10 protein-coding genes are annotated in these 12,453 nt (G+C 61.1%); 7 read left to right on the top strand and 3 right to left on the bottom strand.

The window, feature by feature from the left end; translation table 11 throughout:
• Positions 1 to 74: 74 nt before the first annotated feature.
• The 3 genes from dnaQ to AEQ63_RS04965 all read right to left on the bottom strand — a co-directional run bounded on the left by dnaQ (position 75) and on the right by AEQ63_RS04965 (position 2,355).
• The gene (gene dnaQ / locus AEQ63_RS04955; RefSeq protein WP_064362006.1) at positions 75 to 833 is read right to left on the bottom strand and encodes a DNA polymerase III subunit epsilon; all 759 of its coding nucleotides are present in this window, start codon (positions 831 to 833) and stop codon (positions 75 to 77) included.
• Between the two features lie 204 nt (positions 834 to 1,037).
• Positions 1,038 to 1,508: a ribonuclease HI gene (gene rnhA / locus AEQ63_RS04960; RefSeq protein ID WP_007910572.1), complete on the bottom strand. Its 471-nt coding sequence runs from the start codon at positions 1,506 to 1,508 to the stop codon at positions 1,038 to 1,040.
• An 88-nt stretch (positions 1,509 to 1,596) separates the two neighbouring features.
• Complete coding sequence (locus tag AEQ63_RS04965; protein WP_064362007.1) at positions 1,597 to 2,355, bottom strand: class I SAM-dependent methyltransferase; 759 nt, start codon at positions 2,353 to 2,355, stop codon at positions 1,597 to 1,599.
• Between the two features lie 66 nt (positions 2,356 to 2,421).
• On the opposite strand from AEQ63_RS04965, the gene gloB reads away from it, so the two are divergent.
• The 7 genes from gloB to AEQ63_RS05000 all read left to right on the top strand — a co-directional run bounded on the left by gloB (position 2,422) and on the right by AEQ63_RS05000 (position 12,446).
• Positions 2,422 to 3,189, top strand: a complete 768-nt coding sequence (gene gloB / locus AEQ63_RS04970; protein ID WP_064362055.1) for a hydroxyacylglutathione hydrolase — start codon at positions 2,422 to 2,424, stop codon at positions 3,187 to 3,189.
• A gap of 99 nt (positions 3,190 to 3,288) precedes the next feature.
• Positions 3,289 to 4,752, top strand: a complete 1,464-nt coding sequence (locus AEQ63_RS04975; protein ID WP_041480626.1) for a transglycosylase SLT domain-containing protein — start codon at positions 3,289 to 3,291, stop codon at positions 4,750 to 4,752.
• Positions 4,753 to 5,064: 312 nt separating this feature from the next.
• Entirely contained in the window at positions 5,065 to 6,897 is a 1,833-nt protein-coding gene (locus AEQ63_RS04980; protein ID WP_064362008.1) for an extracellular solute-binding protein, read from the top strand.
• A complete protein-coding gene (locus AEQ63_RS04985) occupies positions 6,894 to 8,735 on the top strand; it encodes an extracellular solute-binding protein (protein ID WP_064362009.1) in 1,842 nt (613 codons plus the stop codon). The genes AEQ63_RS04980 and AEQ63_RS04985 overlap by 4 nt, the downstream gene beginning before the upstream one ends.
• A gap of 4 nt (positions 8,736 to 8,739) precedes the next feature.
• The gene (locus AEQ63_RS04990) at positions 8,740 to 9,813 is read left to right on the top strand and encodes a microcin C ABC transporter permease YejB (RefSeq protein WP_016774154.1); all 1,074 of its coding nucleotides are present in this window, start codon (positions 8,740 to 8,742) and stop codon (positions 9,811 to 9,813) included.
• Position 9,814: 1 nt separating this feature from the next.
• The gene (locus tag AEQ63_RS04995) at positions 9,815 to 10,834 is read left to right on the top strand and encodes an ABC transporter permease (protein ID WP_042609548.1); all 1,020 of its coding nucleotides are present in this window, start codon (positions 9,815 to 9,817) and stop codon (positions 10,832 to 10,834) included.
• 1 nt (position 10,835) lies between these two features.
• Positions 10,836 to 12,446 carry an ABC transporter ATP-binding protein gene (locus AEQ63_RS05000; protein ID WP_042609547.1) on the top strand — a complete coding sequence of 537 codons (1,611 nt, stop codon included), beginning with the start codon at positions 10,836 to 10,838 and terminating at the stop codon, positions 12,444 to 12,446.
• The last annotated feature ends 7 nt before the right edge of the window (positions 12,447 to 12,453 follow it).

Raw genomic sequence — 12,453 nt, forward strand, 5'->3', positions numbered from 1 at the left:
TGGAATGCAATCCCCGTAGGAGCTGCCGAAGGCTACGATCTTTTGATCTTCAGTTCTTTTGATTTTTCGATCATTCAGGCCTGCGCATCAGCCTCGGCAATCTGCGTCCACACCGCCGGCGCTCCCGCCGATTTGGCGATGATTTCCAACCGCACCAGATGCGCCGCCAGTTCGTCTTCGGTCGCGCGGATGATGCGTGCTGGCTGGCGATCGACTGGCAGACGGCGGATTTCCGTGGCCGAATTATCCGCGCCCTCACCCGTGCCGTTGCCGTCGGAGGCGTTGCCGGCCAGCGACAGACTGGTCTGGCCGCCGGTCATGGTCAGGTAGACGTCGGCGAGAATCTCCGAGTCGAGCAAGGCGCCGTGCAGTTCACGGCCGGAGTTGTCGACGCCGTAACGTTTGCACAACGCATCGAGGCTGTTGCGCTGTCCCGGGTGACGTTCCCGGGCCATCATCAGGGTGTCGAGGATCGTGCAGTGCTGGGTGATGTCAGCGCGATCGTGCTGGCCCATCAAGGCGAATTCGTTGTTGATGAAGCCAACGTCGAACGCCGCGTTGTGGATGATCAGCTGCGCGCCTTTGATGAATTCGAAGAACTCGTCGGCGACCTCGGCAAAGCGCGGCTTGCCGACGAGGAACTCATTGGTGATGCCGTGCACACCGATCGCGCCCTCGTCGCTCTCGCGATCCGGCTGCAGATAAACGTGAAAGTGCCGGCCCGTCAGGCGCCGACCGATCAGTTCGACGCAACCGATTTCAATGATCCGGTGACCATCGGTCACCGGCATGCCGGTGGTTTCGGTATCGAGTACAACGGATCTGGTGGCCATCAGTGCTCAGCTCTCAACGGGTCAATCGTGCAAAGGCGCGGATGTTAACACGCTCGGTGGGGTGTTTCAGTCAGACCGTGGTGAGCCCTTCGCGAGCAGGCTCGCTCCCACATTGGAATGTATTCCAATTCAAGGTCTGGAATACATTTCCCCGTGGGAGCGAGCCTGCTCGCGAATGAGCGCACCACGGACTATCAGGAAAACTCAGGACTGTTTGTACCCACGAACCTCATCCACGCCACGATTGGCCAACTGGTCCGCCCGCTCGTTACCGTGATGGCCGATGTGCCCACGCACCCATTTCCAGGTGACTTTGTGGCGGTTGACCTGCTCGTCCAGTTCTTTCCACAGATCGGCGTTCTTCACCGGTTCTTTCGCGGCAGTTTTCCAGCCGCGCTTCTTCCAGTTGGCCATCCACTCGTTGATGCCTTTCATCACGTATTGCGAGTCAGTCACCAGCAGCACTTCGCAGGGACGCTTGAGTGCTTCGAGGCCGCGGATCGCGCCGAGCAGTTCCATGCGGTTGTTGGTGGTGTTGGCCTCGCCGCCCCACAGTTCCTTTTCAACGCCCTTGCACACCAGCAGAGCGCCCCAGCCACCCGGGCCGGGATTGCCCTTGCAGGCGCCGTCGGTGAACAGTTCTACGGTGTCGACGCTTTCCACGCTTTCGCTCATGCCAGTCTTTCCAGAAAAATGCCTGTCCTGCCAATCTCGGATCGACAATGACCGCGGCCGGGACAAGCCCGGCCAAATAAAAGAGGGTTTACGGTTCGATGCGGCGGCGGTTGACCTTGGCCATCGGCAGCGGAATCAGCTTGCCCATCGGCTCGCGGCGCTCCTGACGCAACGGCCTGAGCCCCACCACGATCTTGCGCGCCACCAGCAAATAGAAGCCACCGCCGGACAATTGCCAGTCACCGGCCTTGCGTTCCCAACCGGCCAGACGGTTCTGCCACTTGGGCGACGCGAGCGGCGGACGATAGCATCCGAAGCGGCGTTTCTCCAGCGCGAAGCCCAGCAGATTGAGCCAGTCGGCGACCCGCGACGGCGATATGCAGCGCGCCTTGCGCAGGGCATCGTTGGCGAAGAAATGCCGCAGGCCCCACGTGCTCCAGGGGTTGATGCCGATGATCAGCAGATGCCCGCCGGGGCGCACGCTGCTCGCTGCTTCACGCAGCAAACCGTGGGGCGACAGGCAGAAATCCAGGCCATGCTGCATCACCACCACGTCGGCGGCGTGCTCGCTCAACGGCCAGGCCTGCTCTTCGCAACCGATCTCGCCCCCGGGCAACGGCGCCCGGAGCCGCACGTTGCGCTGCCCTTGCGGCGCCGCGGGCGGGGTTTCGGCGGACGGGCCGTAATGCACCAGATAACCGCCGAAGAACCGGCCGAGCTCGTCATCGAGCATGCGCCGTTCTTCATCCAGCAGAAATTGCCCGAGCGGCCCCGACAGCCATTCGCGGGCGGCGCTGATCAATGCCAGCCAGTCGGGATCGGCCTGAGCGAACGCTTTATCGGTCATGTCATTCTCCAACGCGCCAGGAACTACTAAGATGCGCCAATGTTTTCCGCTTGGCGAATTCCGACGATGATACAGATCAGTGCCCTGCCCGCCTTCACCGACAACTACATCTGGTTGTTACAGGATCATCAGACCCAGCGCTGTGCGGTGGTCGATCCGGGCGACGCCGCCCCGGTGCAGGCGTGGCTCGACGCGCATCCGGGCTGGGTGCTCAGCGACATCCTGATTACCCACCATCACCATGATCATGTCGGCGGTGTCGAGCGCCTGAAAGCGGCGACCGGTGCCAAAGTCTACGGCCCGGCCAGCGAACGCATCCCGGCGCGCGACGTAGCGCTGAAAGACAACGACAGCGTCAGCGTGCTCGGCTGGGACTTCGATGTCTATGCGGTGCCCGGCCACACCCTGGGGCACATCGCCTATTACCACCATGGTCTGCTGTTCTGCGGCGACACCCTGTTCGCCGCCGGTTGCGGCCGGCTGTTCGAAGGCACACCCGAGCAGATGTATCACTCGCTCAGCCGTCTCGCGGCCCTGCCGGAAGATACGCTGGTCTACTGCACCCATGAATACACTTTGAGCAATCTCAAATTTGCCGCCGCCGTCGAGCCAGGCAATCCGCACACTGCCGCTCGTCTGGAAAAGGTTATTCAGCAACGGCAGAACGGCGTGATGACGGTGCCGTCGACGCTGGCCCTGGAAAAGCTGACCAATCCGTTTTTACGCACTTCTGAAACATTGGTTACACAAAAAGTGGACGAACGGGAAGGCGCTCAAAACCGGGCGCCGAGCGAGGTGTTTGCAGTGTTGCGAGCCTGGAAAGACACGTTCTGAGCAAGTGGCTGGCGGGCACGGAAATTCTCAATGGTTGACCGCAGGGGGTGCGCTTTCTAGAATCGCCCGACATTTTTGCCCGGAACTTACTTCCAGCCAATGTCGTCATCCATACGTAAGTCCGTCAATTCAGATGCTTTGACCCGCCTGGCGCAAGCCATCGCGGTGGCTGTGTCCGCCACGCTGGCGGGTTGTTCCAGCCACGCTCCGCAGACTGAAGCGACGCACACGCCGAACATTGCTGCGCGAGCCAAGCAGAAGCCGATCTGGCTGACCGAGAAGCCCACTCCCGTGGCGCCCCAGGACATCTGGGAACGCATGCGCCAGGGCTTCCAGTTGCAGGAAGGCCTTGGCGTCAATCCGCGCATTGAGCAACAACGCCTGTGGTTCGCCAGTAACCCCTCTTTCCTCGAGAATGCCGGCGAACGCGGCAGCCTCTATATTCATTACATCGTCGAACGCCTCGAAGAACGCAACATGCCGCTGGAACTGGCCCTGCTGCCAGTGATCGAGAGCGCCTACAACCCGATGGCCTATTCCCGTGCCGATGCCGTGGGCCTGTGGCAATTCATTCCGTCCACCGGGCGTTACTTCAACCTGCGCCAGACGCGTTTCTACGATGGCCGTCGCGACATCACCGCTTCAACCACAGCGGCGATGGACTACCTGACCCGTCTGCACGACATGTTCAACGGTGACTGGCTGCTGGCTCTGGCGGCCTATAACGCCGGGGAAGGCACGGTCAGCCGGGCGATCGAGCGCAACGAAAAGCTCGGCCTGCCCACCGACTACTGGAACCTGCCGCTGCCAGCGGAAACCCAGGCCTACGTGCCGAAACTGCTGGCACTGTCGCAGGTGGTACTGGCGCCGGAAGCCTACGGCGTCAACCTCAACCCGATCGCCAACGAACCGTACTTCCAGGTCGTCGAAATCAACCAGCGCATGGACCTGTCCAAGGTCGCTGCGGTGGCGAACATCGACGAAGACGAGCTGTTCCAGCTCAACCCGGCCTTCAAACAGCGCACCACCATCGATGGCCCGCAGCATTTGCTGGTGCCGACGTCCAAGGCGCAACTGCTGACCGCGAGTCTGCAGACCATGCGCCCGGACGAGCTGATCAGCCCGCGCTCGCTGAAGCCGGTATTCGAAGGCGCCGATCCGTCTGAAGTGGCGCAACTCAAGCGCGCTTATCGGGTCAAGCGTGGCGACAACCTCGGCTCCATCGCCAAAGCCAACAAGGTCGAGGTGAAGGATCTGCAGCGCTGGAACAAGCTGACCGGCAAGAACCTCAAGGTCGGCCAGACCCTGGTCATGCAGGACAACACCAAACGTGCACCGGCGCGCAAGTCCGGTCGGGTAAACACCGTGGTCGCGGCGAATACCAAGACCAAAGGCAAGGACGAGAGCAAGCAGCAGACCCAGTACAAGGTCAAGCGCGGCGACACCCTGTATGTGGTGGCCAAGCGCTTCAACGTCGAGATGCAACATCTCAAGCGCTGGAACCCGGGTGCGGGCAAGGCACTCAAGCCTGGGCAGATGCTCACGGTTTATCAGCCGCACTGACAGAAGAGCCCCTGAGATTTCGGGGGCTTTTTTTTGGATGAAGTTTTGTGGCGCCCTGAAGATCCATCCCCCTCACCCCAGCCCTCTCCCCCAAGGGGGCGAGGGGGAAAGGGAGCCGATCTCCAGGCTTTTCAAAATCTGAGTTCGACTCGGTATCGCACGTCGGTGCAATTTGCCCAGACACCATGATCAGTCCCCTCTCCCTCCGGGAGAGGGTTAGGGTGAGGGGCTCTTTAACCCGCATCTTTTTCCTGTCCAGACAAGCTGTTACTGTACGGCCCACAAAGCCCAAGCCGCTGGATCGGATCTGACTTGAAGCGTGCCCTCTCCCTGCTCCTGATCAGCCTGGCCTTGAGCTCTACCGCAAGCGCGACGATTACCGAAAGTCATGGTTATGCGCAGTTCGGCACGCTCAAGTACCCGGCCAGATTTACCCACTTCGACTGGGTCAACCCGCAAGCGCCCAAGGGCGGCACGTTGCGGGTGATGGCATTCGGCACCTTCGATACGGTCAATCCTTACACCTTCAAGGGCACCAGCCCGGTCACCACAGCGAACTTCCTCCAGTACGGCATCAACGAGCTGAACGAGCCGCTGATGGTCGGCACCGGGCAGTATTCGCCGTCCGGCGACGAGCCGGCGTCGAGCTACGGTTTGATCGCACAATCGGTGGAGTACAGCGAAGATCGCAGCTGGGTCGTCTTCAATCTGCGCCCCGAGGCGCGCTTCCATGACGGCGCGCCGATTACCGCCTACGACGTAGCATTCTCCTATCGCCTGCTGCTCAAGGAAGGCCATCCGCTGTATCGCACGGCGCTGCAGGAAGTGCTGCGGGTCGACATCCTCAACAAGCAGCGCATTCGCTTCGTGTTCAAGCGCTCGGGCAATCCGCTGCTGATCCTGCGCCTGGGCGAATTGCCGGTGCTGCCGCAGCATTACTGGAAAGATCGCGACTTCAAGGCCACCACCTTCGAACCACCGCTGGGCAGCGGGCCGTACCGCATAACTTCGGTCACGCCGGGGCGGCAGTTGATCTTCGAACGGGTCAAGGATTACTGGGGCAAGGACCTGCCGGTCAACCGCGGCAAGTACAATTTCGATCGCATGGAAGTCGAGTTCTACCGCGACAGCGATGTGGCTTTCGAAGCGTTCAAGGCCGGTGAGTTCGACGTCTACATCGAGCATCAGGCGAAGAACTGGCTCAACGGTTACAACTTCCCTGCCGTACGGCGTGGCGAGGTGATCAAGGCGCAGATCCCGCATCAGATCCCGACTCAGACTCAGGGCCTGTTCATGAACACCCGCCGCGCGACGTTCGCCGACGTAAAGACTCGCGAAGCGCTGGGCCTGATGTTCGACTTCGAGTGGACCAACCGCGCGCTGTTCAGCGACGCCTACAAGCGCGCCACCAGTTACTACCCCAACAGCGAATTCACCGCCTCGGGCCTGCCGGTCGGGCACGAATGGCTGATGCTCAAGCCGTACAAGGATCAGCTTCCGGCAAGGCTGTTCACCGAGCCATTCACCCTGCCGCAAACCGACGGTCGCGGCATTCCCCGGGAAACCATGCGCAAGGCATTGGCATTGCTCGCGGACGCCGGCTGGAAGCTCAATGGTCAGCGCTTGCAGAACGCCCAAGGCCAACCGCTGCGCTTAGAACTGCTGCTGGTCAATCCGAGCCTGGAGCGTCTCTACCAGCCGTATATCGAGAACCTCAACAGTATCGGCATCGACGCGCGCCTTCGCACCGTCGATCGCGCGCAGTACAAACAGCGCCTCGATCAATTCGATTTCGACATGATCTCGATGACACTGGGCCAGACCTTGAGCCCGGGCCTCGAGCAGTGGCAGTACTTCCACTCCAGTCAGGTGAACGTCAAGGGCAGCAAGAATTACGCGGGCATCGCCAATCCGGTGGTCGATCATCTGCTTGAACAATTGCTCGCCGCGCGCACACGCGACGAGCAGGTCGCCGCCGGCAAGGCGCTCGACCGCGTGCTGCTCTGGCAGCACTACAGCATTCCCAACTGGTACCTCAATTATCACCGTCTGGCCTACCGCAACCGGTTGGCCTTTGTCACCACGCCGCCCTACACCCTGGGCCTGAGCGCGTGGTGGCTGAAGTCTTCGGAGAAAGATCGATGAACCCTGTTCGCACCCTGCTCGTGCAGGCCAGCGGCTTGCTGTTCGCCGGGCTGGCCTGTGCTGCCCCGCAACACGCCGTGACCCTGTACAACGAGCCGCCGAAATATCCGGCCGACTTCAAGCACTTCGACTATGTGAATCCCGATGCGCCCAAGGGCGGCGTGTTTCGTCAGGCCGGTTTCGGCGGCTTCGACAGCCTCAACCCGTTCATCAACAAAGGCGTGCCCGCCGATGACATCGGGCAGATCTACGACACCCTGACCAAACACAGCCTCGACGAGCCGTTCACCGAATACGGCCTGATCGCCAGCAAGATCGAGAAAGCCGACGACAACAGCTGGGTGCGCTTCTATCTGCGCCCGGAAGCGCGTTTCCACGACGGCCACCCGGTGCGCGCCGAAGACGTGGTGTTCAGCTTCGAGACGCTGACCAAGGAAGGCTCGCCGATGTTTCGCGGCTATTACAACGACGTCGCCGAAGCCATCGTCGAAGACCCGTTGAAAGTGCTGTTCAAGTTCAAACACAGCAACAACCGCGAACTGCCGCTGATCCTCGGCCAATTGCCGGTCCTGCCGAAACACTGGTGGGCCAGTCGCGACTTCAACAAGGGCAATCTGGAAATCCCGCTGGGCAGCGGCCCGTACAAGGTCACCCAAGTGAAGGCCGGACGCTCGGTACGTTACGAGCGGGTCAAGGATTACTGGGGCAAGGACTTGCCGGTCAACCGTGGCTTCTACAACTTCGACACGATGACCACCGATTACTACCGCGACAACACCGTCGCCCTCGAAGCGCTGAAGGCCGGGCAATTCGATTACTGGCTGGAGATGACCGCGAAGAACTGGGCCAGCGCCTATAACGTTCCGGCGGTCACCGAGGGCCGTTTGATCAAGGAACTGATCCCCAACAGCAACCCGACCGGCATGCAGGGCTTCGTCTTCAACCTGCGCCGCCCGCTGTTCCAGGATGTGCGCGTGCGTCAGGCGCTCGGGCTGCTGTTCGACTTCGAATGGACCAACAAGCAACTGTTCAACGGCGCCTACGTGCGCACCCGCAGTTATTTCGAAAACTCGGAAATGGCCGCCACCGGTCTGCCCGATGCCGATCAGCGGGCCATCCTCGAGCCGTTCCGCAGCAAACTGCCGGCCCAGGTGTTCAGCGAAGCCTTTGAAAATCCGCAGACCGACGCCAGCGGCATGATCCGCACCCAGCAGCGCGAGGCGTATCAACTGCTGCAAGAGGCCGGCTGGAAGATCGTCGATGACAAAATGGTCGATGGCGCCGGCAAACCGGTGGTAATCGAATTCCTCCTCGCCCAGACCGAATTCGAACGGGTGCTGCTGCCGTTCAAGCGAAACCTCAGCGACCTCGGCATTGATCTTGTGATCCGCCGCGTCGACGTCTCGCAGTACATCAACCGCGTGCGTTCGCGGGATTTCGACATGATGGTCGGCAGCTTTCCGCAGTCCAACTCGCCGGGCAACGAACAGCGCGAGTACTGGATGAGCGCCGCCGCCGACAAACCGAGCAGCCGCAACAGCATGGGCCTGAAGGATGCGACCGTTGACCAACTGGTGGAAAGCCTGATCAACGCCGACTCGCGCAAAAGCCTGGTGGCCCACGCCCGCGCGCTGGATCGCGTACTGCAATGGGGCTACTACGTGGTGCCGAACTGGCACATCAAGAGCTGGCGCGTGGCCTACTGGAACCACATCGGCCACCCGAAAACCTCGCCCAAGTACGACATCGGCATCAACACCTGGTGGGTCAAGCCTGACGCCAAACCGGCCGTAGAAGTCGAAACCCAACTGCAAGCCGACCCTGCGGGCACGGAGTAATCAGATGCTGGCGTATATCTTTCGGCGACTGCTGCTGATCATTCCGACCCTGTTCGGCATCCTGCTGATCAACTTCGTGATCATCCAGGCCGCGCCCGGCGGGCCGGTCGAGCAGATGATCGCCAAGCTCGAAGGCTTCGAAGGCGCTACCAGCCGGATTGCCGGCGGCGGTGCCGAGGTGGCCGTGGCCGGCTCGTCCTATCGTGGCGCGCAAGGGCTGGACCCGGCGCTGATCAAGGAAATCGAGCACATGTACGGGTTCGACAAGTCGGCCCCGGAACGCTTGTGGATCATGGTCAAGAACTACGCGCAGCTGGATTTCGGCGACAGTTTCTTCCGCGACGCCAAGGTCATCGACCTGATCAAGGAAAAGATGCCGGTGTCGATCTCGCTGGGGCTGTGGAGCACGCTGATCATGTACCTGGTGTCGATTCCGCTGGGCATCGCCAAGGCCACGCGGCACGGCAGCCACTTCGACGTCTGGACCAGTTCGGCGATCATCGTCGGCTATGCGATCCCGGCGTTTCTGTTTGCGATCCTGCTGATCGTGGTGTTTGCCGGCGGCAGTTATCTCGACTGGTTCCCCCTGCGCGGCCTGACCTCGAACAACTTCGATGAGCTGAGCCTGGGTGGCAAGATCCTCGATTATTTCTGGCACCTGGCATTGCCGGTAACCGCGCTGGTGATCGGCAACTTCGCGACCATGACCCTGCTGACCAAAAACAGCTTCCTCGATGAAATCAACAAACAGTACGTGGTCACCGCCAAGGCCAAGGGCCTGACTCGCCATCGCGTGCTCTACGGCCACGTGTTCCGCAACGCCATGCTGTTGGTGATTGCCGGTTTCCCGTCGGCGTTCATCGGCATCTTCTTCACCGGCTCCCTGCTGGTGGAAGTGATTTTCTCCCTCGACGGCCTCGGCCTGATGAGTTTCGAAGCGGCGATCAACCGTGATTACCCGGTGGTGTTCGGCACGCTGTTCATCTTCACCCTGCTCGGGCTGGTGGTGAAACTGATCGGCGACCTGACCTACACCTTTGTCGATCCGCGCATCGACTTCGCAAGCCGGGAGCATTGAGATGAACCTGTCCCCTCTCAACCGTCGGCGCTTCGAACTGTTCAAGGCCAACAAGCGTGGCTGGTGGTCGCTGTGGCTGTTTCTGATCCTGTTCGGCCTGAGTCTGGGCGCCGAGCTGATTGCCAACGACAAACCGCTGGTCGTGCATTACGACAACAACTGGTACTTCCCGGCGATCAAGCGCTACCCGGAAACCGCCTTCGGTGGCGAATTCCCGCTGGAGGCCAACTACAAGAGCCCGTACATCCGTGAGCTGCTCAAGGCCAGGGACGCGTGGATTCTGTGGGCACCGATCCCCTACAGCTACCAGAGCATCAACTACGACCTGAAAGTCCCGGCGCCGGCGCCGCCCTCTGCGGACAACCTGCTGGGCACCGACGATCAGGGCCGCGACGTGTTGGCGCGGGTGATCTACGGTTTCCGCATCTCCGTGCTGTTTGCGCTGACGTTGACAGTGCTGAGCTCGATCATCGGCGTGATTGCCGGCGCGTTGCAGGGGTTTTATGGCGGCTGGGTCGATCTGGCCGGGCAGCGTTTTCTGGAGATCTGGTCGGGTTTGCCGGTGCTGTATCTGCTGATCATCCTCGCCAGTTTCGTCCAGCCGAATTTCTGGTGGCTGCTGGGGATCATGCTGCTGTTCTCGTGGATGAGCCTGGTCGACGTGGTGCGCGCCGAGTTCCTGCGCGGGCGCAATCTGGAGTACGTGCGCGCCGCGCGGGCGCTGGGCATGCAGAACGGCGCGATCATGTTCCGCCACATCCTGCCCAACGCCATGGTCTCGACCATGACCTTCATGCCGTTCATTCTCACCGGCGCTATCGGCACCCTCACCGCGCTGGATTTCCTCGGTTTCGGCTTGCCGGCGGGCAGCCCGTCGCTGGGCGAACTGGTCGCCCAGGGCAAATCCAACCTGCAGGCGCCGTGGCTGGGCATGAGCGCGTTTGCCGTGCTGGCATTGATGTTGAGTTTGCTGGTGTTCATCGGCGAGTCCGCTCGCGATGCCTTCGACCCGAGGAAGTGAAATGAATCAGGACAATCTGATCGAAGTGCGCGACCTCGCCGTCGAATTCGGTTTCGGCGAGCGGGTGCATCGTGTGGTCGAGGGCGTGAGCTTCGACATCAAGCGTGGCGAAACCCTGGCGCTGGTCGGCGAATCGGGCTCGGGCAAATCGGTGACCGCACACTCGATCCTGCGCCTGCTGCCCTACCCCATGGCGCGGCATCCGGCCGGCAGCATCAACTATGCCGGGCAGAACCTGCTGGATCTGAGCGAAAAGACCATCCGCCACATTCGTGGCAACCGCATCGCGATGATTTTTCAGGAACCGATGACCTCGCTGAATCCGCTGCACTCGATCGAGAAGCAGATCAACGAGATTCTCGGCATTCACAAGGGCCTGAGCGGCAAAGTTGCGACCAGACGCACCCTTGAGCTGCTGGAAATGGTCGGCATTCCCGAGCCGCACAAGCGCCTCAAGGCCCTGCCCCATGAATTGTCCGGCGGCCAGCGCCAGCGCGTGATGATCGCCATGGCCCTGGCCAATGAGCCGGAATTGCTGATTGCCGACGAACCGACCACCGCGCTGGACGTGACCGTTCAGCTGAAAATCCTCGATTTGCTCAAGGATCTTCAGGCTCGATTGGGCATGTCGCTGCTCCTGATCAGTCACGATTTGAACCTGGTGCGAAGAATTGCGCATCGCGTATGTGTCATGCAGCGCGGTTGCATCGTCGAACAGGCATCGTGCGCAGAGCTGTTCCGTTCGCCGCAGCATCCGTACACTCGGGAACTGCTCGGCGCGGAGCCCAGCGGCGGCCCGGCAACCAATGCAATCGGTGCGCCGCTGCTCGAAGTCGAGGACCTGAAAGTCTGGTTCCCGATCAAGAAAGGCCTGCTCAAGCGCACGGTGGATTACGTCAAGGCAGTGGACGGCATCAATTTCAGCCTGCCTCAGGGTCAGACCCTGGGGATTGTCGGCGAGAGCGGTTCCGGCAAATCCACCCTCGGTCTGGCAATTTTGCGCCTGATCGGCAGCCAGGGCGCGATCCGCTTTGAAGGCAAGCAGCTAGACTGCCTGACGCAAAGCGAGGTTCGTCCGCTGCGCCGGGAAATGCAGGTGGTGTTTCAGGACCCGTTTGGCAGCCTGAGCCCGCGCATGTGCGTCAATGACATCGTTGGCGAAGGCCTGCGGATACACAAGATGGGCACCGCCGCCGAACAGGAAGCGGCGATCATCGCGGCATTGAAGGAGGTAGGTCTGGATCCGGAAACCCGGCACCGCTACCCCCACGAATTCTCCGGTGGGCAACGGCAGCGAATCGCCATTGCCCGGGCTTTGGTGCTGAAACCGGCGCTGATCCTGCTGGACGAGCCGACTTCGGCGCTCGACCGGACGGTGCAGCGGCAAGTGGTGGAGCTGTTGCGTTCACTGCAAGCCAAGTACAACCTGACGTATTTGTTCATCAGCCATGATCTGGCTGTCGTCAAAGCGCTGAGCCACCAGCTGATGGTGGTCAAGCATGGCCAAGTGGTCGAACAGGGAGACGCGCAAAGTATCTTTGCCGCCCCCCGACATCCGTATACACAGCAGTTGCTGGAAGCCGCTTTTCTGGCACCAGCCACTGCGCAATAACCTGAAA

Origin of the sequence: Pseudomonas sp. RIT-PI-o, from assembly GCF_001297215.1 — a bacterium.
Classification (GTDB): Bacteria; Pseudomonadota; Gammaproteobacteria; order Pseudomonadales; family Pseudomonadaceae; genus Aquipseudomonas; species Aquipseudomonas moraviensis_A.